The 24,717-nt window shown below is 61.0% G+C and carries 23 protein-coding genes; 6 read left to right on the forward strand and 17 right to left on the reverse strand.

The genetic code is table 11. The annotated features are described in order from the left end of the window. Window positions 1–909: 909 nt before the first annotated feature. From ACILSE_RS14825 to ACILSE_RS14850, 6 genes are all read right to left on the reverse strand, one after another. On the reverse strand, window positions 910–2,550 hold the full coding sequence (locus ACILSE_RS14825; RefSeq protein WP_395718189.1) for a glycoside hydrolase family 75 protein: 1,641 nt from the start codon (window positions 2,548–2,550) through the stop codon (window positions 910–912). Window positions 2,551–2,679: 129 nt separating this feature from the next. After that, a complete protein-coding gene (locus ACILSE_RS14830) occupies window positions 2,680–3,357 on the reverse strand; it encodes an ABC transporter ATP-binding protein (protein WP_395718190.1) in 678 nt (225 codons plus the stop codon). A 40-nt stretch (window positions 3,358–3,397) separates the two neighbouring features. Beyond that, complete coding sequence (locus ACILSE_RS14835; RefSeq protein WP_395718191.1) at window positions 3,398–3,859, reverse strand: tRNA (cytidine(34)-2'-O)-methyltransferase; 462 nt, start codon at window positions 3,857–3,859, stop codon at window positions 3,398–3,400. A gap of 42 nt (window positions 3,860–3,901) precedes the next feature. Continuing rightward, window positions 3,902–4,423: a GtrA family protein gene (locus tag ACILSE_RS14840; RefSeq protein ID WP_395718192.1), complete on the reverse strand. Its 522-nt coding sequence runs from the start codon at window positions 4,421–4,423 to the stop codon at window positions 3,902–3,904. 81 nt (window positions 4,424–4,504) lie between these two features. Next, on the reverse strand, window positions 4,505–4,870 hold the full coding sequence (locus tag ACILSE_RS14845; RefSeq protein WP_395718193.1) for a glycine zipper domain-containing protein: 366 nt from the start codon (window positions 4,868–4,870) through the stop codon (window positions 4,505–4,507). 11 nt (window positions 4,871–4,881) lie between these two features. Further along, window positions 4,882–5,106, reverse strand: a complete 225-nt coding sequence (locus ACILSE_RS14850) for a glycine zipper domain-containing protein (protein ID WP_395718194.1) — start codon at window positions 5,104–5,106, stop codon at window positions 4,882–4,884. A 178-nt stretch (window positions 5,107–5,284) separates the two neighbouring features. Here ACILSE_RS14850 and ACILSE_RS14855 point away from each other — a divergent pair, with 178 nt between their 5' ends. Beyond that, complete coding sequence (locus tag ACILSE_RS14855; protein ID WP_395718195.1) at window positions 5,285–5,890, forward strand: hypothetical protein; 606 nt, start codon at window positions 5,285–5,287, stop codon at window positions 5,888–5,890. Here the strand turns inward: ACILSE_RS14855 and ACILSE_RS14860 are convergent. From ACILSE_RS14860 to ACILSE_RS14875, 4 genes are all read right to left on the reverse strand, one after another. After that, on the reverse strand, window positions 5,853–7,010 hold the full coding sequence (locus ACILSE_RS14860; protein ID WP_395718196.1) for an AMP-binding protein: 1,158 nt from the start codon (window positions 7,008–7,010) through the stop codon (window positions 5,853–5,855). The two genes, ACILSE_RS14855 and ACILSE_RS14860, sit on opposite strands and share 38 nt — an antisense overlap. Then, window positions 6,995–8,005, reverse strand: a complete 1,011-nt coding sequence (locus ACILSE_RS14865; protein WP_395718197.1) for an enolase C-terminal domain-like protein — start codon at window positions 8,003–8,005, stop codon at window positions 6,995–6,997. The genes ACILSE_RS14860 and ACILSE_RS14865 overlap by 16 nt, the downstream gene beginning before the upstream one ends. A gap of 2 nt (window positions 8,006–8,007) precedes the next feature. Continuing rightward, window positions 8,008–8,904, reverse strand: a complete 897-nt coding sequence (gene menA / locus ACILSE_RS14870) for a 1,4-dihydroxy-2-naphthoate octaprenyltransferase (RefSeq protein WP_395718198.1) — start codon at window positions 8,902–8,904, stop codon at window positions 8,008–8,010. A 249-nt stretch (window positions 8,905–9,153) separates the two neighbouring features. Further along, window positions 9,154–11,970 carry a PVC-type heme-binding CxxCH protein gene (locus ACILSE_RS14875; protein ID WP_395718199.1) on the reverse strand — a complete coding sequence of 939 codons (2,817 nt, stop codon included), beginning with the start codon at window positions 11,968–11,970 and terminating at the stop codon, window positions 9,154–9,156. Between the two features lie 149 nt (window positions 11,971–12,119). Between ACILSE_RS14875 and ACILSE_RS14880 the strand changes: the two genes are divergently transcribed. Further along, the gene (locus ACILSE_RS14880; RefSeq protein WP_395718200.1) at window positions 12,120–14,336 is read left to right on the forward strand and encodes a trypsin-like peptidase domain-containing protein; all 2,217 of its coding nucleotides are present in this window, start codon (window positions 12,120–12,122) and stop codon (window positions 14,334–14,336) included. Between the two features lie 69 nt (window positions 14,337–14,405). Here ACILSE_RS14880 and ACILSE_RS14885 read toward each other — a convergent pair whose 3' ends face one another. Beyond that, window positions 14,406–15,272, reverse strand: a complete 867-nt coding sequence (locus tag ACILSE_RS14885) for a hypothetical protein (RefSeq protein WP_395718201.1) — start codon at window positions 15,270–15,272, stop codon at window positions 14,406–14,408. Window positions 15,273–15,282: 10 nt separating this feature from the next. After that, complete coding sequence (locus tag ACILSE_RS14890) at window positions 15,283–16,125, reverse strand: class I SAM-dependent methyltransferase (RefSeq protein WP_395718202.1); 843 nt, start codon at window positions 16,123–16,125, stop codon at window positions 15,283–15,285. 87 nt (window positions 16,126–16,212) lie between these two features. On the opposite strand from ACILSE_RS14890, the gene ACILSE_RS14895 reads away from it, so the two are divergent. Both ACILSE_RS14895 and ACILSE_RS14900 read left to right on the forward strand, forming a co-directional pair. Further along, complete coding sequence (locus tag ACILSE_RS14895) at window positions 16,213–17,184, forward strand: L,D-transpeptidase family protein (protein ID WP_395718203.1); 972 nt, start codon at window positions 16,213–16,215, stop codon at window positions 17,182–17,184. 9 nt (window positions 17,185–17,193) lie between these two features. Further along, complete coding sequence (locus ACILSE_RS14900) at window positions 17,194–18,615, forward strand: M81 family metallopeptidase (RefSeq protein WP_395718204.1); 1,422 nt, start codon at window positions 17,194–17,196, stop codon at window positions 18,613–18,615. Window positions 18,616–18,621: 6 nt separating this feature from the next. On the opposite strand, the gene purU is transcribed toward ACILSE_RS14900, so the two are convergent. From purU to ACILSE_RS14925, 5 genes are all read right to left on the reverse strand, one after another. After that, entirely contained in the window at window positions 18,622–19,476 is an 855-nt protein-coding gene (gene purU / locus ACILSE_RS14905) for a formyltetrahydrofolate deformylase (protein WP_395718205.1), read from the reverse strand. Window positions 19,477–19,501: 25 nt separating this feature from the next. Next, entirely contained in the window at window positions 19,502–20,281 is a 780-nt protein-coding gene (gene proB / locus ACILSE_RS14910) for a glutamate 5-kinase (RefSeq protein WP_395718206.1), read from the reverse strand. Between the two features lie 96 nt (window positions 20,282–20,377). Beyond that, complete coding sequence (locus ACILSE_RS14915; protein WP_395718207.1) at window positions 20,378–21,394, reverse strand: beta-ketoacyl-ACP synthase III; 1,017 nt, start codon at window positions 21,392–21,394, stop codon at window positions 20,378–20,380. After that, window positions 21,381–22,403, reverse strand: coding sequence for a phosphate acyltransferase PlsX (gene plsX, locus ACILSE_RS14920; protein WP_395718208.1), 1,023 nt, complete (start codon window positions 22,401–22,403; stop codon window positions 21,381–21,383). Before plsX ends, ACILSE_RS14915 begins: the two co-directional genes overlap by 14 nt. A 159-nt stretch (window positions 22,404–22,562) precedes the next feature. After that, on the reverse strand, window positions 22,563–23,624 hold the full coding sequence (locus ACILSE_RS14925) for a hypothetical protein (protein ID WP_395718209.1): 1,062 nt from the start codon (window positions 23,622–23,624) through the stop codon (window positions 22,563–22,565). A 145-nt stretch (window positions 23,625–23,769) separates the two neighbouring features. Between ACILSE_RS14925 and ACILSE_RS14930 the strand changes: the two genes are divergently transcribed. Both ACILSE_RS14930 and ACILSE_RS14935 read left to right on the forward strand, forming a co-directional pair. Beyond that, window positions 23,770–23,961: a hypothetical protein gene (locus ACILSE_RS14930; RefSeq protein WP_395718210.1), complete on the forward strand. Its 192-nt coding sequence runs from the start codon at window positions 23,770–23,772 to the stop codon at window positions 23,959–23,961. A 40-nt stretch (window positions 23,962–24,001) separates the two neighbouring features. Beyond that, entirely contained in the window at window positions 24,002–24,709 is a 708-nt protein-coding gene (locus ACILSE_RS14935; protein ID WP_395718211.1) for a methyltransferase domain-containing protein, read from the forward strand. Window positions 24,710–24,717: the final 8 nt, after the last annotated feature.

The following is a 24,717-nucleotide window of genomic DNA, read 5'->3' on the forward strand; positions in this document are numbered from 1 at the left end:
AACGCATGCGACGCGTGGCCACCCGGTATGACAAAACCGATGTTTCATTCATGGCTTTTGTCCTTCTTGCCATCTGCACTTTATCCCTCAGAAACCAATTTTAAAACACGCCCTAGGGACATTCGTAGAACGTTCACAATGATAGGCGTCACCCGCGAGAGTGGCTTTTCTGGCAGCTGTCCGTCAGCTTGTAAAATGACCAGCTCAACTTCCCAAGTGTTTGGGAGGCCAACAAACCTCATATGTTTTGGGGAAGAATGGACCACAAACTTGTCCCGAACTGCTTTGAGAGGCATCTCGAACCAGTGTGTTTTGTTACGCAGATAGCGGGCGTATGCCTCATGATCCGGATATGGCACCTGTAATCGCTGAAAAAACTTCTTGTGGTCGCTGAATGAAGTGAAGCTAGGCAACTGACTTCCGCGGAGGAAGCGTCTTGAAAGGGCAGCTACGCGATCAAGCAGAATTCGCGCATGTAGAGGCAGTTTATGATGTCGAACTCTGTATATGGCGCAACTTCACGATACTTGGCGGCTATCATGCGCTCATATGGCGCGTAGCGTCCTCCACGCTTCCGTTTGTAATGTGCTCCGTTCATATAACGTATCACAACTGACATGCCCTCCATAAAGCGACGTAGAGACAAAAAGTACAACGAGTAAGCGTCCCTGTATCGGTTGATGTCGGAGCTGATGAATTCCCAATCGTTTGCTCCGAGGTGATCGAAAAGTCGTATCAAAGGGTCTCGTCTAACTCTCGCGATCTCGCGTTGAATGTTTGGACGCTTGCCGATGTTTTGATGGCCTTGCTGATCACTCATGGCAAATGGATGTATCAACTTTAGCGGTTAACATTTCCGTTCATGAATGATGAAAGCGGACGGCTAGCGATCAAAAAAGTGTTAGCGAGTCATTTCCCTTTCGTCTTCGACTTGCTGCCGCTTGCCTTGCTCGTCGTGGATTTGGGTGTGCTTTTGGTATCGCCGGATTTGGTGATTGGTGGCGTGGCGGCAGCTGGTGGTGTTATCGGGGGCGTGGCGGACGACGAGGAAGGGGAGGCTGGCGTTGCCGAGTTCGATTCGGTCGGATTTGTGCCTATGGGCGGTGTTCCCGTTGCTGGTGTGGTGGAACCATCGGCGGCGGGCGTTGTGGATGGTGGATCAGGTTTCTTGAATGGATCGTCCCAAGTGTGCAGAACGTAGCCGGAGCCGATGCCGCCGATTTCGCCGAGCAGCGAAGCGCATTTTTCCTTCCACTTCACGAGATCGGGGGCGCTGCGTTTTTCCTCGGCGGTGCCGGGGAAGATGAGGTAGGTGACTTTGAGATCGCTCTCGGGCCGGATGTAGGGCGTGGCCTTGGGATTGATGGTTTTGGCCATGAGGAGCGAGGCTTCGCCCATTTTGAAGCTGGGGCCGTAGTCGCCGCAGATGGCGGGGTAGATTTTGCCGTCGTGGATGACGGCGGCGTAGTCGCCGATCTGCGGGGTGAATTTGTTCTGGTCGCCGTAGCCACGGAAGAGCAGGGAGATGACGATAAAGGGGTCTTTTTCGGCGATGAGGCTGCTACGGGCCTTCATTTCGCCGATCTCGATCTTGAGCTGGTCGATCGTGACCTTGAGCTCGCGGTTGCGCGCGGCGCTGAGGCCTTTCTGCGCGAATTCATCCTGTGCTTTCTTCAAACGCTCCTCCCACCTGGCGAGGAGCGGGTTCGCGTTCTTCGTGGTCTTCGGCCAGGCGTAGCTGGTGAAGGGCTGGTAGTAGTCGGAGAGGTAGATGTATTCTTCGAGCGTGGGCATGCGGTCGCCATCGGAGCCGTCGGCGACGACATCCATCTCGGACTGGATCAGCAGCGTGCGGCGCTGGGTGCCGGGATGGGTGAGTTCGAGGATGGTTTCGGTGTCGTAGAAGTTGTGGCGGTCGAGGACGCGATTGAGGCGCGTGAGGTCGTTCTGGACGCGGCTGGTCTTGTTTTCGTAGAGCTTGTGGTAGAAGCCGCTGACCTTCGCGGCTGGAAGCATGGCATCGAGGCCGGGCAGGATGGCGGGGAGATGCTTGTTGATGCGGCTGAGTTCGGGCATCGTCTGATTGGCTTTCGGGACGCGGATGCTGAGCTGGAACTCGGCCTTGTAGGACTCTGGGTCGAGGCGTTCGAGGCTGGCGAAACTGCCCTGCTCGGTGAGCAGGTTGGTTTTGACGGTGATGCCGTTGAAGAGCGAGGCGACGTCGATGTCCTTGCGCGGGATGTATTTCTCCGGCAGCGGCGGCTGGACTTCCTTGATGACCTCCTTGGTCACTTCTTTGACGACGGGAACCTCCTTGATGACGTCCCGCATGACATCACGGGTGATGACGCGTTCCTTGGCGCCACGGGCGGACTCGACGATGTCCTGGATGCCTTTTTTGATTTTTCCGGCAAAGGGCGTGAAGGGCAGGAGCAGCGCTGTGAAAAGGATGAGCGCGAAGAGCAGGCGTGCGAAGGAGCCGATGCAGCCGCGTTTCGTCGGGGGAGTGCGAGGCGGGGCGTTTTCGGAGGAGACGGGTTCCTGGGACATGGAGGTGAGGAATGACGAATGAGGAAATCCGAAGGTCGAATCAATGACGAAGGCCAAAGCTCTAACTCAAGTCCTTGGCGTGGGAAATATCCGCGTCATTCGGGTTTCGTCATTCGTCATTTTCAGCCCTCAGCCCTCCTCCAGCCGGCCTTCTTTGAGAATGAGGCGGCGGTCGCCGCGTTTCGCCAGCGTCTGGTCGTGGGTGACGACGATGAGGGTTTTTTTGGCCTCATCGACGACCTGCATGAGCATGTCGATGACGCCGGAGCCGGTGTTGGCGTCGAGATTGCCGGTGGGTTCGTCGGCGTAGAGGATGCCTGGGTTGTTGATGAGGGCGCGGGCGATGGCGACGCGCTGCTGCTCGCCGCCGGAGAGCTCGGTGGGCAGGTGGTCGAGGCGCTCGCTGAGACCGACTTTGTCCAGCAACTCGCGGGCACGTGCCTCGGCTTTTTTGCCGCCGATCATCGCGGGCAGGACGACGTTCTCGAGCGCGGTGAGCTCAGGCAGCAGGAAGTAATGCTGGAAGACGAAGCCCATGACCTGGTTGCGCGTGCGGGCACGTTCGGCGGCGGCTGCTTTGTAGAGCGAGCGGCCATGCACGAGCACATCCCCCGACGTGGGCTGTTCGAGGCCACCGAGCACATAGAGCAACGTGGTCTTGCCCGCTCCCGACTGGCCGCAGAGGAAAACTTTCTCACCGGCAGCGACTTCGAGGTTCACGCCTTTCAACACCGGCAGGTCATGCCCGGCGAGGTGGTAGGTGCGATGCACATCGTGTGCGGCGAGCGGGGCGGCGTCCTGGTTCATGGAAAAGAGTGCGCGCATGCTCCACAGCCCTGCCACGGCGTCAAGACTCGATGCCTGCGAGCGTCCGCTGCCGCACCGCCTCATACAGTGCAATGCCGGCAGCCGTGGCAAGGTTCAGACTGCGCGTGCCATGCATCGGAATGCGCCAGCAATGCGCCGGATCGATCACCGAGGGCGGGATGCCGCGTGTTTCTGGCCCGAGGACGAGGTAAATCTCCAGCGCGGTCAGGTCAGCCTCCCAGTGCGCTTTCTCACCACCGCATTCGATGAAATGAAACACCGCGCTGGCTTCCGCGCTATCGCGGAGCGCTTCCCACGATTCCCAGACTCGCACATCCACTTCCTGCCAGTAGTCCAGGCCGGCACGCTTGAGGTGCTTGTCCTCCAGACTGAAGCCGAGCGGCTTGATCAGATGCAGACGCGCCTTCGTGGCGAGGCAGAGACGCCCGATGGCACCCGTGTTGTGCGGAATCTCCGGCTGGAAGAGGACGACATGCAGCATGCAATGCACAAGTTGCAGCAGAACCAGAAAACGACTTGAGGCTCAGGCTTTGAAAATGAAAAACTTCCGACACACAAAGTTCACCGCCACAGAAGCCAAGATAAACCCGATTTGCGCCACCGTGGAGGGTAGGTGCAAATGCCCCGCAAGCCAATCCACCACGATCAGCCCAGGGAAGAAGGCCAGTGCGGACACTCCCACAAACAACGCGAACTCTTTCAGCCACGAGTGGCGGCCCCGGGTGAACACCCAGAGCGTGTTGGTGACGTATGCAAACAAAACTCCCGAGGGGAAGGCCCAAATGTTAGCCATTTTCAGGTTTGCCGCACGTGTGGTTTCGTCGAGCGGAATGCCGTCGATCAGCATGCCTTTCCAAACTGGCAGCCACAGAGACGTGATCAAAACCAACGTGACGTTGTGCGTGACCGCCGCCCCCACGCCGCAGATGCCATATTTCATGAATTGGATGACGGGGTGCGTGTCCCGCGCGTTCATGCGCCTGATGATGGAGCGCCAGTCGTTGTCTTGAAAAAAGCGTCGGGTGTCAGCCAGGGTTTGCAGCATCTTGAACAATACCCGCAAAATAAAAAGCCTGTCCAACGAAGAGTTCGTCGGACAGGCTCATGAGCGGCAGGGCCGCCTGAATCAATAGTAGTGGTAGTTGCCGTACTTGTCGTAGTAGCCCTGTTGTTGTTGCTGCTGCTGTGCTGGGTGCCAGCGGCCTTGTTTGTCGTAGTAGCCCTGCTGGTGGCGGGAGTTATCCTGGTCCTTGGCGTTGCCGACGGCGTTGCCGCCCAAGGCACCGAGGCCGGCACCGATGGCGGCACCTTCAAGGCCTCGGCCGCTTTGCGCTCCGATGATTCCTCCAATGCCAGCACCGGCCAGAGCTCCGATCACAGAACCAGTTTGTGCATTCGGACCCGTGGCGCAGGAAACCAGCGTAACCACGGAAGCTAGGGTGAGAATGGCTTTTTTCATGATGATGAGGGTGGATTTGACGTGCTGATTCACGCTTGGTTATTTCAATACCGGCGACGATCCTTGGCGTTGCCGATGGCAGCACCGCCAGCCGCGCCGAGGGCGCCGCCGATGAGCGCGCCTTCAAGGCCGCGGCCGCTTTGTGAACCGACGATGCCGCCGACAGCGGCGCCGCCGAGACCGCCTATGACCGCGCCGCGTTGGGCGTTCGGGCCGGTGGCGCAGGAGGAGAGTGAGGCAACAGTGATGAGGGTGAGGATGTGTTTCATGGGTATGTGATGATGAATCAAGCGAATCGCTTTGTCGCAGAATAGGCTCGGAATGTTCACAAAGAAAAGAAAAATTACCTCGGCGCGTTTTTGCACAAATAACACGCAACGAAGCCGGGGTTTCTCCATTTGACGCGCATTCTGCCAGAGCTTAGAAAGCGTTTCCCATTCATCCACCATGCAAGTGCGTTTTCTCATTTCCCTCGTTTTCTGCATCCTCGGCCTCGCGACGCCCATGGTCCATGCCGAGCCGCTGCCGCTCGACCATCCCTGCGCGGCGCTGGTCAAAAAGTATCTCACGGCCGTCGTGTTGCAGGATTGGAAGACCGCGTCCCAGATGCTGGTGCCCGCCTCCTTGGAGCGCCGCCAGCGCGAGACAGTGCAGATCATCAAATCCGCCCCCACCATGAGCGATGAGGAGACCATGCTCGCCGGGTACAACGTCAAAGGCGTCGGTGAGTTGGAAAAAATGACACCGCAGGAGTTTTATCAAAAAGACCGCGAGGCATGGCACAAAAAGCTCAAGCTCACCCCTGAGGCGACTCAAAGGAAGCAGGAAACGCTCAAAATCACCGTGCTCGGCCTCGTTTCTGAAAAGGACAAAGGCTACGTCCATGCCACCGTCCGCACCTCCCAGGAGACGCTGACGGACAAGATCGAGGAGCTTTTCCTGATCTCCTTCGTCCCCGATCCTACCGACCCGAAGAATTTCCTCATCTCCCCCGAGATGAAGGACCGTCCCGTCATCACACCGCTGGATGGCTCGGCTTCGAAGGCGAAATAAGCTTTCGCAGTTCCTCCGCGCGCACTTTTCCGAGTTCGCCACGAGGAATGCACGGCACTTCGCAAACCTCCGCAATTTGTTCAAACGGCCTCAACAACTTGTTGAGGCCGTTTTGTAATCTGGCGGCATCACCAGCGCTTATGCCGCTCACCACCAGCACCAATCGTGACTCCTTGCGTGCGTCCGGCAGATCGCAAACCGCCGCGTCGCCACCATGAAGCCCCAGCTTCAGCCGCAGCGCTTCGATTTGCTGCTGGATCGGTCCCAAGGCCACCAACTCGCCCAAAATCTTCACGATTCCCGAATCGCGCCCCACGAAGCGCAAAAACTTTTTCGTCCCATCGCGATGCAAACTCACACGATCCCGTGTCCGCAGTCCCGTTTCCGCTGAGATCGGCTCCCAGCGCCATTCTCCATTCTCCTGCGTCGCGTAGCCCTTTGCCAAAGCCTCGCCGCGCACGGTGAGCACGCCCTCGGCATCTGTGCTCAGCTTCCAGATCGGCAGCACCTCCATCTCGCCATCCTCGGTGGTCTGCGAGGCCACTTGAGACGCCGTTTCCGTCATCCCGTACGTCCTTCGCACCGGCCAGCCAAGAGCCAGCGCGGCCTGCTCCAGATCGGCGCTCATCGCGCCGCCGCCCACCAGCGCCACGCGCATTGGCTTCGGCGCCGCCAGCCTCGCCGCCACCAGGTCAAACACCTGCGTCGGCACCAGCGATGCCAGCGTCGCGCCCGATTGCTCGCAGAGACGAGCAAATGCGCCGGCACTCCATTTCTCATCCAGTTTTGTCACCTTGCTGCCGCTCAGGAAAGCTCGTGCCAGCACACCAAAGCCGCCGACGTGATGCGTGGGCAGCGCCAGCAGCCAATGATCAAGCCTGGTGATGCCAAAATGCGCGTTCACCGCCTTTGCAGAGGCGAGCATGGCATCCTTGGTCAGCCCCACCCACTTGCGTCTGCCTTCTGAGCCGCTTGTTTGGAAAAAACACCCGTCCGGGATCTTCAACTCATGCATCGCGAAATCGGCCAGTGATGAGCCTTCTGGCGTGCGTTCCTGTTCGGCGACCCACACGTTCCCATCATTCCGAAACTCATTCGTGAGCGTCAAAGACGTCGCCATGGCAGTGCCTCCAGAACTTCGCCAAACCCCAGTCCGCCGCCGCTGCGGTCCGCCTCCAGAAAGCCGCCATGTGAGCGCACGCGCTCGAAGAACTCGTCCTTCTCGAACAAATGCTCCGTGCACAGGCCGCAAAAGTCCAACGCCTGGCCTTCCGTCAGCGCCACTGCCGCCTCGTAGGCCGCAAACACTTGCCCAAGCGCATGATCCATCGCCGAAGTCAGCACGAGGGGGCTTTCGGGATGCGTTGCTGCCACCGTTCGCCAGTCGCGCCGCGCAGGCTTCACCACGACCGCATCAAACCCGTGCGTGCCGCTCTTCCAGCCTTTGTCGAGCGCCAGACGCACACCCCAGCGCTGCCGGACGGCTTCCCAAGCCTCCGCGTCATAGGGAAAGGGGTCCTCCACGAAATCCAAGGCTCGATAAACTCGCAGCGGCATGAACTCGACGAACTTCTCAAATGTGAATCGGTCCAGCACGCCGTTGAAATCCACTCGCAGTCGCACTCCATGGGCCTCAAATCGCTTCGCGCAGCCTTCGAGGAAGCGGATTGTCTCGCCGTAATTCGCAAAACCCTTCGCCTTGATCGCCGGCCAGCCTTCCTCCATCACGCGCTGCATCTGCGCCTCGGTGTCCGTGGCAAAACTCCACGAGTAATGGCTGCGCGGAATCTCTAGCCCCTCAAACAGGCTCACGCCCGCGCGTCGTGCCGCGCCGTCGATCTCCGCGCAGCGCAGCGCCATCGCCGTCACCGGGGTCGTCACACCTTCGCTGAGCAGACGAAGCTGCTCCTCCACTGGTTCGTCGCCAAATTCAGGCCACGGATGCACGCAGCCATAGCCGCCATCCACGCAGATCAAGGCACCCGCAAACACCCGCCGCTGCGACACCGCGTTAAGCGCCACGCCGCTGCGCAGCAGGTACTCATGCACATAGATAGGCATCGTCATTTCCTGGCAGAGACCTTCCTTCGTCATTCCGCATTCGTCATTCGACATTTTCAGGGCATCACATCCTTCGCCTTCACGATTCCCCAGCACATCAGCGCTGCGAAAGCCAGCAACTGTGCTCCGCTCATCGCCAGCAGGCGGTTATGACCCCGGCTCGGCGGTTCCACGATCACGCGCCACGCAACAAACAACCCGATCGGCAGCGTCGCCAGCGGCAGCGTGAACGCACGCTCCCAGCCTTGCGTGAACCAGTAAATTCCCGCCGCATGCGCCGCGACGATCAGCAGCACGATCTCCGCCCGTGCAAATCCCACACCCAGCCGCACCGCCAGCGTCTTCTTTCCGGTTTGCCGGTCTTCCGCCACATCCCGTAGGTTGTTGATGGCGATGAGGACCGTGCTCAGGCAGCCGATTTGAAATCCGGCGACGACCGCCGCCTCATACCACTCGCCTGTTTGCACGAAGGCCGTGCCCGTCACCGCCACGAGGCCGAAAAAGAGGATCACAAACAGCTCTCCCAGCCCGCGATACGCCAGCGGCACTGGCCCGCCGGTGTAACCAAAGCAAAAATAAAGAGATGGAATGCCGATGAACAAGATCGGCAGCCCGCGTGCCTCAAACAGCGGCAGGGCCAGCAGCGTCGCCAAACCAAGCATCATCCACGCGGCCACATTGACCGCCTTCGCAGATGCTGCGCCGCTCGCCGTGATCCGTCTTGGCCCGATGCGCGCCTGCGTGTCCGCTCCTTTGATCGAATCCAGCGCGTCATTGAAGAAATTCGTCGCGATCTGCAGCGCCCCGCAGCTTCCCAGCGTGCAGAGCGCCAGCGTCCAGTCGAGCTTGCCCGAGATCTTCTCTGCCAGCGCACAACCCACCGCCACAGGCGCGATGGCGGCTCCGAGGGTTTTCGGGCGTGCGGCGGCGATCCAGTCGAAAATTGAAGCCATGCGGGAGGGAGAATGACGAAACCAGAATGACGAATGGCGAATGAAGGTGGTTGCGCAAACCATTAGTCATTCAAGTGCGCGACAGCGTTTTGGAACCGAAGCGCAGCGAAGATAGACAGCCGTAGGCTGCCCGGAGGGTGAGCGAAGCGAATCAATGCTCCAGCCCTCTGGAGCTTTTCGCGGGCCAAACGACGCCCGAAAGCGCCGGAGGGCCGGCGCACTCCAAGACGCTGTCGCGATCAATCCAGCTCACTTCGGCATCTCCACCTGCCCTTCGCCCATCAGGTAAGCGATGAGGTTCAGCACATTCTCTTCGCCCAAAGCGGCCAACAGGCCTTCCGGCATCAAACTTTGGGCCATCTGCTCTTGTTTGACGATTTGGGTGCGTTCGATCGTGAGGCGCTCGGCGGGTGTTTGGATGGTGAGGGTGCGCTCGGTTTGCTCGGGAATGACGCCGGTGAGGGTGCGGCCGTCTTTGAGCTGGAAGATGCTCACGCGGAAGTCGGCGGGCACGACGGCGCTCGGGTCGAGGATGTTTTCGAGGAGGTATTTGAGGTTGCGGCGGTCGCTGCCGGTGAGTTCGGGGCCGATGGCTCCGCCCTGGCCGTACATCTTGTGGCAGGCGCTGCACACGGCGGTGAACATCATCCGGCCTTTGGACTTGTCGGCCTTGGCGAGGGCTTCGGGCTTCAAAACGGCTTCCCACTTGGCGAACTCGGCTTTTTTGGCCTCCGGCGTGTCGCGGATCTCGCCCCAGGCTTCGGTGAGGAGTTTGGTGACGGCTTCATCGCCGAGATTGCGGATCTGGCGGGCTTGGAAGGGTGAAATGGCCGCCGCAGGCACTTTGCCGGCCTTCACGGCTTCGAGCAAAACCTTGGCATAGGAGGCGCGGGAGGTCAGCGTGGCCACGGTGGCGGCTTGCTGCTCCTGGCTGCGCTCCGGCCACGAGCCCGTGAGCTGTTTCGGGATGCTGGGATCGTCATACGCTGCCAACGCGCTGCGAGCGACGGTGCCGAGCACCTTGTCGTTGATGAGCGTGCGGATGACCGCGAGCAATTCGGGCTTGGGGGTGCGTGTGAGGCTCTTGAAGGCGTTCAAGCGGGCGTTGGCATCCCCATCGGCGTTTTTGACGAGGACGATGAGTTCGTCGATGGCCCGGCCGCTGCCGAAGAGGGCGGAGAGGGTTTGGATGTACGTAGTTCGGGCTTTAGCCCGCTCTTCGTCGTTCCCTTCACCAGAACGGGCTGAAGCCCGAACTACGAACTCATCCCAGCCTTTGGGCTTTTTCGCGCTGCTGAAGCCGTCCAATCCAGCTGCCATGCCAGCGAGCACATCCTCGCGCACGTCGGCACGCTCCGTCATCAGCGCCACGAGCGCATCGACGGCCTCGGGCTTGTCCTCGATCATCTCGGCGATGCGGCGGGCGACGAGGCGGCGCACGGTGGGGATTTTCGCCTCGCGGATGAGCTCCACGCCCTTTATCGGCTCTGCCGCCACCGCTGGCTCGATGCCATACCAGATCATGAGCGGCTGCTGACGGTCGTTGGCATCTTCATCGTGCTGCGCGAGCGCGGTGGCGATGGGCCAGCGATTTTTCAACTCATGTAGCTGAAGCGATGACGCTAGATGCAATCGGTCCAAACCATCATCGCTTTCCGCCAACACCGTAGATGGCAGCGGCTTTCGTGAGGGTTTCAAATCTATTCCACGTTCATATTGCTGTTGGAACGCCATGCGATCCCACCAATTGTTTGGCCCCACCATCAGCCGCTCAAGTTCCTCATCCTTCATCGCCGCCACGTTGATTGGCTCCGCCTTCTTCGGCTCGCCATACACGATCTTGTAAATCCGGCCGCTGCTGCGGTGGACGCCGTCGTTGTCGTGGCATTCGCCGCTGTCGCTCCAGTCGGCGACGAAGACGTTGCCGTCGGGGCCGGTGAGGAGGTCGATGCCGCGGAACCACTTGTCTTTGGCCTTCATGAAATCAGGCGCGTGCTTGCCGACGTAACCGCAGCCTTCGCGGTGGAGGGTGTCCATGTTGATGCGGTTGCCGTGCAGGTTGCAGGTGAGGACGGCACCGTGGTATTTCTCCGGCCAGAGGCCGCCTTGATAGATGAGCATGCCGACGTGGGCATGGCCGCCGCCAAGGGTGTCAGTCTTACCGGTGACGCCGAGTTTGCGGATGTCGCTCCAGGTTTCCGCGCCGGCATCCCAGTGAAAGTGGTCGGCGGTTTGCTCGATGACTTCATAGACGTGCGGATTGAGGTGCGTGCCGAACATGCGGCGGTAGTAGGCGCCGGGAATGCCGTGCCAGAGGTGGCCGATGACGGTGTTGATCCAGAAGAGCTCGCCCTCGGCATTCCAATCGTGGCCCCAGGAGTTCGTGCCGCCGTGGCAGACGACTTCAAAGACCTTCCGCGTGGGATGGTAGCGCCAGATGCCGCAGTTGATCTTGGTGCGCTTTTCCAACGGCGTGCCGGGTGCGCCGACGGCGGAGGTATCGGTGATGCCGTGGCGGCCGTAAAGCCAGCCGTCCGGGCCCCAGCGCAGGCCGTTGACGATGTTGTGGCCAATGGTCTTCACGTTGAAGCCATCGAGCAGCACCTCGGGCTCGCCATCGGGTGTGTCGTCGCCGTTTTTGTCGGCGATGAAGCTGAGCGTGCCGTTGTGCAGCACCCACGCGCCGCCGTAGCCGGTCTCGACGCTGGTGAGGTAGCTGCCGCCCTCCCAGAAGACCTTCCGGCCGTCGTGTTTGCCATCGCCGTCCTTGTCTTCGAGGATGATGAGGCGGTCGCGCAGCTTCGTGTCCCAGCGCGGCGGTGCCTCAGAGTAGGTGTAGTTTTCTGCGACCCAGAGGCGGCCCCGCGCATCCCACGCGATGCCGATGGGCTGGCGCACATCCGGCTCCGCGGCAAAGACGACGCATTTGAAGCCCGGCGGCAGTTCCATCGTGGCCGCGGCCTCCTCGGCTGGCATGGGAGCGCCTTTTTCCGTGTCGTAGATGGCGGGGAAGTCGGCGGCGAATGCCGGCAAAGCTAGCAGGGACAACAGGATGGCGCGGGGCATGCTCATGGATTGGGGCAAAAGAACTGGTTTAAACCGCTGATAAGACGCTAATCTGACGCTGATAAATGCATTTCATCATTAGCGTCAACTCAGCGTCATATTAGCGGTTCTAAAATTCACCTCCAGCCCCGCAAAGCCACCCGCTCACCATGAAGTTCCTTCCTCTGATTTTTTCCGTGTATTCCATGTGTTCCGTGGTGGAAGCTGCTCCGAAGACAAAATCGCCTCCGTCAAAGGCTCAAACCACCGCCGACCTCGCGGAGAGCATTGCGCCCTCGCTGGTGAAGATCACGCAGCTTGGGCGTGACGGAGCGGATGGCATCGGCTCGGGCTTCATCGTGAGTGCGGACGGGCTCATCGCCACGAACCTGCATGTGATCGGCGAGGCACGCCGCCTCCAGGTGGAGATGAATGATGGCAAAACGCACGCGGTGACCTCCGTGCACGCCACGGATGCGCATCGGGATCTCGCCTTGCTCAAGATCGAGGCGAAAGGTCTGAAGCCGCTTGCGCTCGGCGACTCGGACAAGGTGCGCCAGGGTGAGAGCGTGGTGGCGATGGGCGCGCCGGAGGGTCTCGCCTTCAGCATTGTTCAAGGCGTGCTCTCGGCGACGCGGGAGATCGATGGCAACGACATGCTGCAGGTGGCCATCCCGATCGAGAAGGGAAACAGCGGCGGTCCCTTGCTCGACATGCAGGGCAGGGTGCTCGGCATCCTGACCCTGAAGCACATTAAGACGGACAACCTGGGCTTTGCCATGCCGGTGAACGCCGTGAAGGAGCTGATCGAAAAGCCCAATCCGGTGCCGATGAGCCGCTGGCTGACGATCGGCGTTCTCAATCCGAAGCTTTGGAAGCTGCATCTCGGCTCGCAGTGGTCACAGCACGCGGGCATCATCCACGCTGATCTGCCTGGCGACGGCTTCGGCGGTCGTGCGCTGTGTCTTTCGACGCAAAAAGTGCCGGAGGATACCTTCGAGATCGCTGCCACTGTGAAGCTGGATGACGAGAGCGGCGCAGCGGGCCTGGCATTCTGCTCGGACGGTGGGGACAGGCACTACGGCTTCTATCCTTCCGGCGGCAAGCTGCGCCTGACACGCTTCGACGGGCCGGATGTGTACTCATGGACGATCCTCGCCGATGTGCCGAGCGAGGCTTACACGGCGGGAGACTGGAACGCGCTGCGTGTGCGGGTGGAGCCGGAGAAGATCACCTGCTTTGTGAACGGCAAGAAGGTCATCGAGACCGATGACACCGGCCTGCGTGGTGGCATGGCGGGCCTGTGCAAATTCCGCACTACGGTGGCGGACTTCCGCGGCTTCCGCATCGGTGCGGACCTCACGGAAAAGCCGCTGGAGCCTGCGCTGGCCTCGAAGTTCCGCAATGAGATCGAAGCAAATCTCGCCCAGGCGTCCACACGCGATCAGACGCTCGACAAACTCCTCACCGACCCGGCTGCTGCTCGCCGCGTGATCAGCGAGCAGCGTAAGAAGCTCGAAGAAGAAGCCGCCAAACTTCGCGAACTCGAACGCGAGCTGCATCGCCGGGCGATGACGAAGGAAATCCTGGCTGAACTCAAGAAGCCCGAACCGGAGATCAACCTTCTGCGCTGCACGCTCCTGCTCTCGCGTCACGACAATCCCGAAATTGACATCAACTCCTATTTGAATGCCTTCAAGGCCATGATCGCCGACTTGAAGGATGATCCCGAGATCAAGAAGGGCACCATTCCCGCCGTGAAGCGGCTGAACCGCTACTTGTTCGAGGAAAACGGCTTCCACGGCAGCCGTGGCGATTACGAAAGCCGCAGCAACAGCTACATGAACGAGGTGCTCGACGATCGCGAAGGCCTGCCGATCACGCTGAGCGTGCTCTATGTGGAGCTCGCGGCGAAACTTGGAGTTCAGGGAGTTTTTGGAGTGCCGCTGCCCGGCAAATTCATGGTCGGCTACCGGGACGGGCCCGAAGGCGAGCTGCAACTCGTGGATGTGTTTGAAAATGGCAAGGAACTGACCGTGGAGCAGGCGGCCCTGCAATTGAGCGACTCCGGTGATTTTCCGGAGGAGGCGCTCAAGCCGACCACCAAGCAGGCGATTTTGCTGCGCATGCTGCGCAACCTGCTGGGCTCCAGCTTTGACGAGACACGCTCGGTTCGTGAGTCGCTTCCTTATCTCGACCTCGTGCTAGCGATCGATCCCAAAGCCGCCGTTGAGCGCCTCACCCGAGCCCAGATGCGTCAGCGCCTCGGCGAGAAGGCCGGCGCGCGCGAAGATGTGAGCTGGCTCATCGAAAACTTCCCGGAAGACGGTCCGCCAGAGCTGATGCAGCAACTCGACCGCTGGATGCAGTCGCTGAGGCAGGAGTAAGAACCGTGAAACAGGCTGCCAGCCTGTTCCGATCCGAGCCCAACAGGCTGGCAGCCTGTCTCACACCACTCACGGCACGGGTTCGCCCGAACCGGGATAAATCCAGCGCACGACCCTGCCTTCACGCACATGCGCCTGGGCTTCGGCGTCGATGGGGCCGCAGAAGGCCATCGTTTCATAAAACACGCTGACGGCCCACGTGGGCTTGTTGTCGATGGTGCGGGCCTGCGGGGTGCCCCAGCGCTGGATTTTAGCCGGCTTGATGTCGGTGACCTGGCCGGACTTCATGCTGGCGAGCAGGAGGTCGTAGCTGCCATCGCCGTTGCGCTTCGGAGCGCCCGTCGCCTCGACGGCGTGAGGCATGCTGACCATCGTGGTGGCGGCGGCCGTGGCGGTTGACTGCTGTTTTTTCCAAGCGGCCTGCGCCATCTCGATGCGGCCTTTTTTCCAGCGTTCATACGACTCACGCACCTGCGTAGGCATGTCCGTGTCATGCACAAAGGTCTGGCCGCGTGCCTGCGAGGTCTGTGTCGGCGCGATGATCAGCACATTGGCCTGCGCGCCGAGGGCGAAGGCGGTGGAACCTGCGGGCAGTGTCGAACTGCCGCCGGTCATGCGCAGTTGCACCGGCTTGCTGAGCTTGACCTGTCGCGGGAAGGCCGTTGGTGGAAACACGGTCCAGTTTTTCGTCAGCGACTCGAGGGATTCGATTCTCGGCGGGATGAAACCATCACCCGCAGGGACGTGAACCGGGGCGGGGGAATCAGAAGGTGGTCGTGGTGCAGGCGTGGTGTGGACGCGGCCGGTTTTCGAGTCCTTCGGCAGTTCCAGGGGCGGATTTTCAAACACGACGCGTCTTCCCGCAGGCGTGATGAAGCGGTCGTAGATCAAGAACGCGGCGGCGAAAATCAGCAGGGTGACAAAGAGCGCTTTCATGAGGGGCGGATCAGCTTTTGAAGCCTGCCAGCCTGACGCCAAAAAGCCAGCGGAAGGGTGGCCTCAGCGCGACGGCATTCCTCAGGGCATGGGGCAGGACTGCGAGCAGATTTTCGAAGATCGTGGCCGTCCACGCGGGCAGCAGCATGAATTTTCCGCGCCCGCCGAAGATGATGCGGACTTTGGCAAAGCCGACTTGGCGGAACAGTGCGGCCAGATTGCCCACGGTGTATTCCTTCAGGTGAAAACCGGTCGCCTCGCGGTCAAACTCACAACTGATGTCATGCGGGCCGGTCAGGCGGCTGGGCGTGATGCAGATGTAAACGCCGCCAGGCATCAGCGCGGCGTGCAGGCCGCGCAGTTGATCGAGCGCATCGTCTGGATGCAGGTGCTCCATCAACTGATTGCTGTAGGCCACATCCACGCTGTTTGGCTCAACGGGAATCGAGCTGCCATCAGAGATGACGAGCTGCAAATTCTCCGGCAGTTCGCGTTTCCGGGTGATCTCATCCGAGACGTCGATCGCCAGCACACGTGCGACTTTTTCCGCGACAGTTTTGGCGAATTCGCAGTCGCCGGGGCCGACTTCCAGGAAGACGGCGTCCTGGTCCAGGAAGGGCGTGACGATCTCCATCTTCTCCGCCACATCGGCGGCGAGGCGTGCAGGATCGGCCTTGTTCGTGTGCTGCGGGTGCAGCGGCACGCGTTTGAAGAGCTCGTCATAGACCTCGGAGTAGAGCGTACGGCGCTGCTCTTTGGTGGCGTGGCGCAACCGGTCGGCGAGTTCGCGCTCCACGTCGTAATGCTGACGGAGCTGCTCCAGGGTGCGGGTTTCGGTGACGGTGACGGGCATGTGGGCGGGAATGCTACGCGGCGGATTCGTTTGAGGCAAGGACTCGCGCCGCCTTGCTCATTCGCCGTGCTGAATTAGCATGCGCCGATGCTGAAACGACTGCTTTTCATCGCCCTGCTTTCCACGGCAGCCCGTGCGCAAGATGCGGGGCCCGCCAAGGACGATCCCTCCGTGCCGAAGGACCGCGACACGGTGCTGCGCATCCAGATTTTCCTCGACCGCAACCTTTTCGGCCCCGGCAAGATCGACGGGGCGATCGGCGAGTTCACCTACAAGGCGGTGGTGAACTACAACTACGCCCACGGCCATCGCGACCTCTACAACTGGGCGCATGCACAGGAGGCTGCGGAGCGCGAGGTGCCGGTCCCTTACGCGGCCTACAAGATCAAGGCCGACCTTCTTCCGTTTGTGAACCCGCATCTGCCGGAAGAGCCGGAGGAGCAGGCCAAATTTCCCTTCATGGCTTACCGCAGTCTTGCTGAATTGATCGCCGAGCGCTTTCACACTGACGAGAGCTTTCTCGGATTGATCAATCCGAAGAAGAACATGAACACGCTCAAGCCCGGCGACATCGTCGTCGTGCCGAACGTGCGCTCCTTTCGCATCGAGGAGGTGAAGCCGATGCAGAGCTACAAGTCCGATCCCGCGCTGAGCTCCCACACCATCGTGATCGACACGACTGAGCGCATGGCCGCCGTTTACAGCGAGAGGGAGATGATGCTGGCCGCTTTTCCGATCACACCGGGTAAGCCGCAGTTCATACCCGTGGGCCAGTGGGAGGTGAAGTCGATCATGAACACGCCCAGCTTCCGCTACGACAAGCAGTTCCTCGAAGAAGGCGTGCGTGGCGATGAGGCCTATCAACTGCCGCCCGGCCCGAACAGTCCGGTCGGCATCATCTGGTGCGGCTTGAGCAAAAGCGGGATCGGCCTGCATGGCACCGCGCTGCCCCGCACCATCGGGCGCAGCCGCAGCGCCGGGTGCGTGCGTTTTGCGAACTGGGACGCGATCCGTCTTCCGCAACTCATCCGGCCAGGATCGCGGGTGATCGTGCGTTAATGTGCAGCCATGCCACGCATCCTCATCGCCGGACTTTTTCACGAAACGCACACTTTTCTCGATGGAAAGACCTCATTGAGCGATTTCCAGGTCCGGCGTGGTGATGAGATGCTGGCGTGCAAAGGCGACAGTTCCCCGCTCGGCGGCGTTCTGGAGCTCGCGGATGAGTTTGGCTGGCAGATGATGCCTGCGGCGGATTACCGCGCCCAGCCCTCGGCCATTGTGGAAGACGAGGTCATCGAACAATTTTGGAACGATGTGGCTCCCGTCGCACGAAAAGGCGGTTATGACGCTGTTTACCTCGTTCTTCATGGTGCGATGGCCGCGCAGACGATTGTCGATGTCGAAGGGGAGGTGCTGCGCCGCTTGCGTCAGATCACGCAGATGCCCATCTTTGGCGTCTTCGATCTTCACGCCAATTTTTCGCCTGCGATGTCAGAACTGGCCGACTGCCTCGTCGGCTATCGGGAAAATCCGCACACGGATGCGCGTGAAGCCGGTTTGATCGCGGCGCGTTTGCTGAACCGTTGCCTTACCACCGGCCAGCGTCCACGCATACAGATCAAACAGCCAGGCCTGCTCTGGCCGCCGACCGGGACCGGCACGGCGAACGATCCCATGCGCACGCTGGAGGCCATGGCACGTCAGTGTGAGGGCGAGGACGAGTCGCTTTGGGCGATGAGCGTCGTTGCGGGTTTCAGTTTTGCCGACACGCCGGACACGGGCGTGAGTTTTGTCGCCTGCTCGACGGGAGATGCGACGCCGCAGCTTGAAGCGCTGGCTAAACGTGCGCGTGAACTCAGTCATCTGGCGGAGATCACCGATCCTCCTGCCGATGAGGTGCTGAAGCAGCTCAAACCGCTTCGCGAAGGCCTGACCGTGCTGGTGGAGCCGTCAGACAACATCGGCGGTGGCGCGCCAGGGGACAGCACGGGCCTGCTGCGGGCCTTGATCGATCATCGCGTCGAAAACGCGGCGATTTGTCTCTGCGATCCGCAGTCGGTGCGTGAACTTGAAGCAGGCGCGCGGCGCATTCAACTCGGCGGCAAAGGCAGCCGGCTGGATCCGGGGCCGGTGGAACTGGAGGTTGAGTTGATCGCCCTCAACGACGGTCGTTTCGAACTGGAGGACAAGAACAGCCATCTTGCCAGCATGTGCGGCGATGTGTTCGATATGGGGCGCTGTGCCGTCGTGAGGCATGCCGGTCTGACGATTCTCATCACCAGCGTGAAGACGCCGCCCTTTGATCTCGGCCAGTGGCACAGCCAGGGCATCGCGGTGGAGAAACTGTCCGTCGTCGCGGTCAAAGCCGCTGTCGCTCATCGTCGTGCCTATGACAAAATCGCTGCCCGCATGCTGTGGGTGGACACGCCGGGGCCTTGCAGCAGCAATTTGAAGACGCTGCCATTCAAGCTGGCGCGTAGGCGGTGAGGTGGCTCAATCAAAAACGACGGTCTTGTTCTTGAAGACAAGAACACGGTCGCGCACATGCCACCAGAGGGCTTTGGCGAGGACGGTTTTTTCCAAATCGCGGCCAAGGCGGACGAGGTCGTTCACGGTGTCCTCGTGGCTGACACGCATGACGTCCTGGTGGATGATCGGGCCTTCGTCGAGATCGGCGGTGACGTAGTGGCTGGTGGCGCCGATGATCTTCACGCCACGCTGGAAGGCCTGATGGTAGGGCTTCGCACCGACGAAGGCGGGCAGGAAGCTGTGGTGGATGTTGAGGATGCGGTTCGGGAACTCGGCAATCATCGCGGGACCGATGATCTGCATGTATTTCGCGAGCACGACGGTGTCGATGCGCTCCTGTTTCAACAACGCGATCATCGACTGCTCCTGCGCGGCCTTGTTTTCCTTGGTAATGGCGAAATGACGGAAGGGAATGCCAAACCGCTCCGCTGCGGGCTTCAGGGTCTCGTGATTCGAGACGATGACGGGGATGTCCACCGGTAGCTCCCCGGCCTCGTGGCGGGCGAGGAGGTCATAGAGGCAGTGATTCTCCTTCGTGACGAAAAGGGCGATGCGTTTGCGCTGGCTGGCGAAGCTGAGGCGCATCTGCATCTCGTGTCGCCGTGCCATGGGCTGCAGCCGTGACTCGATCTCCTCTTTTTCGAGCGTGAAATTCTCGAGACTCCACTCCAGACGCATGAAGAACGCGTCTTGATCCGGGTCGATGTGCTGCTGAAGGTCGATGATGTTCCCCTGATGCGACGAAATGAAGCCGGTGACGTCATGCACGAGGCCGGGACGGTCCGGGCAGTGGATCAGAAGCGTGGCGGTGTCGGACATGAGGGGAAGTTTCGGTTCGCTGTTCTTAGTTTGCGGTTTTGGCAGGGAAACGAGTGCACACGCCCGCACCGTTGAGCAGGGAAGGGATTTGCTCCGCGTGACGGCCGGAGGCGATGATGCATTCGACGCCGCCATGCACGGCGTCTTGAACCGCGCGGAGTTTGGAGATCATGCCGCCGGTTCCGAGGGTGGATTTTTCCTGCTCGGCGTGGTGGATCACGTCATCGACGTTGGTGACGACGGGGATCGGCCCTTCCTCGGGTTTTTTCATGTCGCGGAGCAATCCTGGTGCGCTGGTGAGGAGGATGAGCACGTCGGCGTTCCAGAAGCGGGCGACTCGGGAGGAGAGCTTGTCGTTGTCGCCGTAGCGAAGCTCCTCGACGGCAACGGAGTCGTTCTCATTGATGACGGGGACGACTTGGGAGAACTCGATGAGCCTGTCGAGCACCGCTTTGACACGCGGGGCGCGGTCGGCGTTCTCGAAGTCCTCGTGCGTGACGAGCAACTGGGCGACGTGCAGGCCGTGGTCGCGAAGGAGCGACTCGTAGGCGTGCATGAGGTGTGTCTGGCCCACGGCGGCCAGCGCCTGGAGCGTGATCATGTCCGAGGGGCGCTGCTTGAACTCCATGGGCTTCAAGCCGGAGGCGACGGCGCCACTGCTGACGACGACGACGTGGTGTCCGGCCTGTTTGAGCAGGGCCACGGCCTCGACGAGCTTGCGCAACTGCACGGGATCCGGCTCGGGCGCGTCTTTGCGCGTGAGAATGCCGGAGCCGAATTTCAGAACGATGCGCTTGGGGGCCATGGGAACGAGGGGCGGCGAATATGGCGGGTTGCGCTGCGATGCAAAGCGCAATTCCATGTCCAGCCGGACGTCAGCGGAGTGCCGCGCTCCCAGAACCTACCAGCGCACGACGGAACTGGCCCAGGTGAACCCGCCGCCGAAGGCGACGAGGAGGATCACATCGCCTTTTTTGAGGCGGCCGGCCTTGTTTGCCTCGTCGAGGGCGACGGGGATGGTGGCGGCGCTGGTGTTGCCGTATTTGTCGAGATTCATGAACACACGGTCCTCCGGCAGGCCGAGGCGCTCGGCGATGGCGCCGATGATGCGCGCGTTGGCCTGATGCGGAATGACGAGCGACACGTCCTCCGCCTTCAGACCGGCGATTTCCAAGGCCTGCTGGGAGGCCTCCAGCATGCGGGTGACGGCATGTTTGAAGGTCTCGCGGCCTTCCATGTGGATGGTGTTCGGACGCGATTCGACGTTTTCCGGCGTGATGGGGCAGGCGGAGGCTCCACCGGGCACCTTGAGCAGGTCGGCGAGGTTTCCATCGCTGCCCATGACGGTGGAAAGCACGCGGCCGGGTGCTTCCGCGCCTTCCTCCGCACGACGGATGACAACGGCGCCTGCACCGTCGCCGAAAAGCACGCAGGTGTTGCGGTCTTTCCAGTTCACGAGGCTGCTGAGCTTTTCCGCGCCGATGACGAGCGCGGTGGTGCGGTTGCCGGTGTTGATGAAATGACGTGCGACCTGCAGCGCATACAGGAAGCCGGAGCAGGCGGCGGAGATGTCAAAGCAGACCGCGTTCGTTGCACCGATCTTCTTTTGCACAAAGCAGGCGGTGGAGGGGAAAAACATGTCCGGCGTGACCGTGGCGACGATGATGAGCTGGATTTCCTCCGCTTTGACGCCGGCGTCGGCCATCGCCCGCCGTGCGGCCTCTGCGGCCAGATCGCTGGTGGCCTGGTCGGCGGCGGCGATGCGGCGTTCCTTGATGCCGGTGCGCGTGGTGATCCACTCATCATTGGTATCGACGATCTTGGAGAGGTCGTCGTTGGTCAGCACTTTTTCCGGCATGAAGCTGCCGGTGCCGATGATGCTGGAGGCGCAGAAAGGCTGGGAACTAGGAGCGGGCATGGAGGGCGATGGAATGAGCGGTGGCGGCGGCTTCGATGTGCGGGTTCACCTGATGTTTCACGTTCTCGCAAGCCTGCCGGATGGCGTTCTTCATGGCAAGCGGAGATGCGCTGCCGTGGGAGATGATGGTAATGCCGTTGAGCCCCAGCAGCGGCATGCCGCCAACCTCGTCGGGGTTGGTGCGCGTGTGGACGCGCTTGAAGGCTGGTTTGGCCAGCAGGCCGCCGATCTTCGTCCAGAAGCCGGCTTTGATCTCGCTTTTCACCATGCTGAAGATTGCGTGGGAGAGCGCCTCGGCGTTCTTCAAAATGACATTGCCGGTGAAACCATCGCAAACGACGACATCCGGCGGCGTGTCCCAGACGTCATGCCCCTCGACATTGCCGATGAAGTTCAACCCCGCCGTGTGGCGCAGCAGCTTGCCGGTCTCCTTGCAGAGCGCGTTGCCTTTCTCCTCCTCGGTGCCGTTTGACATGAGGCCGATCGTTGGATTCTCGCGTCCGAGCACATGGCGGGCGTAGGCGCTGCCCATGATCGCATTTTGGACGAGGTGCGCGGGTTCGCTGTCGGGATTGGCCCCGGCGTCAATGAGCACCCAGTGCTTCGTCAGCGAGGGCATTACGGATGCGATGGCCGGTCTCTCGATGTGCGTGAGCGTGCGCAACTTGATCAGCGAAGCTGTTACCGCGGCACCCGTGTGGCCGGCGCTGACGACTGCGTCCGCCTTGCCATTTTTCACGAGGTCCACCGCGACGCTGATGGAGCTGTCCTTCTTCTTGCGCACGGCGTCGAGTCCGCTGTCGGCCATGTCCACCACCTGGCTCGCGGGCACGATCTCGATTTTCGGGCTGGAGACACCCTGGGTCTTCATCTCCTTCTCGATGGCCTCCGGAATACCGACCAAAAAAAGCTTGGTGAGTTGAGGCAGGGATTCGAGGGCGAGCTTGACGCCCCCGATGGGATTTTGGGGCGCAAAATCGCCGCCCATGACATCCAGAGCGATCTTCATTCCTTCTCGTGCAGTTGGGTCTTCAAGAGTAGCGGGAGGCCTGTCTTAAAGCGTGAGAAACCGGGAATGCAAACGGGACTTTTCCAACCCTGACGGCCTCAAAATGAAGCCGGAGACACGCCTTGCGCATCTCCGGCTGCGGAACGCTTTGTCAGATCTTCAGTACACGCCTTCGACGATGGTCTTCTCCATCGCGCCGAACGGCCGGACGTCGGCGACGCCGTCCCAGGCATAGGGAGCACGCGGTTTGCGGCGCATGGCCTCATCGCGCTCGAGGAAGCGCGGCATGAAGAACTCCTTCGTGAGCGTGGTGAGCTCCACGCGGCCCCAGGCGTCGTAATCGACGGTGTTGTTGGTGGCCTTCGGATCGACGATGCGCAGCACGGCACGCGGCTGCGGGGCGTAGTAGGTGATGGAGAAATTGTCCGACGGCTCCAGCGGCACGCTGGCGGCGAGGCCCATCAAGGTGTTCCCGTAAGTCGGGTAGAAGCCGATTTTGCCCTCCAGCACCTCTTCCACGATGAAGCGAACATACTGCGGAGTCATGGTGGTGCCACCGACGAAGCAGCCGCGAATTCCAGCCGCATACAGATCGACCTTCTCAGCCAGCGCTTCGAGCAGCTTCGGCGTGGTGAAGATGGCTGAAATTTTACGATGCTTCAGCAGCAGGACGGCCTGATCGACCACATGATCCATGTATTGGCGGGCGACATCGAACTGTTTGTTCGAGATCACCTTCTTCACGAAACGCGGGTCGAGATCCACAAAGTAGCACGAGCTGCCGCGGTAGTTGGCGAGGTGCTCCACGGCGAGGCGGAGGCGGCGGGGGCCGGTGGGGCCGACCATGATCCAGGACTTGCCCTGCGGGAAATGCTCGTCCTTGAGCTTGTGGCTGAATTCCTCGTAATCGACGCGGAAGTCGTTCCAGCCGACGCGCTGTTTCGGCATGCCGGTGGTGCCGCCGGTTTCGAAAATGTTGAAAGGCTTGCCTTCGAAGGCCTTCGGCACCCAAACTTCGGGCTGAAGGTCACGCAGCCACTCGTCCTGGAAGTGGTCAAACTTCGCGATGATGTCCTCGTAGCTGTTCACCACGCCGCGGGGGTCGAAATTCTTCTTCGCCCACTCCAGCCAGAACTGGCAGCCGGTTTCCGGCGAGAAGTGCCAGTTGATGATTTCGCGGACCTGGTTGTCGAGCTGGGCTTTGGCTTCTTCGGGAGTCATGGTGGTTGTTTTTTGATGAGTGGCGGAGTTTAGAGGGGGCGGACAAAACGAAAGTAAAATTCCCGCCCTTTCCACATCCCGAATATCAGCTTCAGCGTGGTTGTGGCTTGCAACTTTGACGAGATTCGGTGTTCAATGGCTCGTCATGAACAGCCGACTCCTCCTCGCAGCACTCGCCCTCACCACGCTCTCCTCCTGCTATGTCACGCCGCGTCCGGCCCGCAGCCCTTACAGCCCAGGCGGGCGCGTCATCACGCCGATGGAACGCCGCGACCGCAGCCCGCTGAGTCCCGGCGGCGTGATCGTCACTCCGCGTGAGCGTCGCAGCCGTTGGTGATGGCTGGCAGCAGTGGCCTAAAATGCTCTGATTCGTTCCAATGCCCGCCCCCGGCACGCCTGACGACGAAACCGCCCTGTTCCGCACCTCCTGGTCGCTCTACGACGCGCTTTCCGCGAAGAACTACATGTTCCACCACGAGATTTATGCTCTCGTGGCAGACATGCTGGGTCGGCGGCATGCGGCGGGGGCTTACACACTGCTCGACCTCGGCTGCGGAAACACACGTTTCCTGGCCCCCTGTCTGAAGGCTGCCCCGCCTTCGAGATATGAAGGCGTGGACCTCTCCGTCACCGCTCTCGACGAGGCGCGCGGCTACCTGCGCGGGCTCCCTGATGTCGCGCTTCACTGCCAGGACATGCTTCTTGCGGTGCGGGAGGCCTCCGCAGCCTTCGATGTCATCTTCACCGGCTTCGCGGTGCATCATCTCGAGTCGGAGCAGAAGCAGCAGCTCTTCCATGAATGTGCCGCGAAGCTGGTCCCGGGCGGCTGTTTCATCATGGTGGATGTGGCGCGCGAGGAGGGCCAGACACGCGAACAATATCTCGAAGGCTACCTCGACACCATGCGCACGCGATGGACCGCGATCTGCTCCGAGGACATCGACGCCGCGTGCGCCCACGTTGCATCCTTTGATTTCCCCGAAACCGTCTCCAGCCTCACCCGCATGGCAGATACGGCGTCGTTTCGCGAAACCCGCCTCGTTGAGCGCTTCGAGCAGCATCACGTCATGCTGTTCACGAGGTGAAAGAGCCT

The organism is Prosthecobacter sp. (assembly GCF_044236155.1).
Classification (GTDB): Bacteria; Verrucomicrobiota; Verrucomicrobiia; order Verrucomicrobiales; family Verrucomicrobiaceae; genus Prosthecobacter.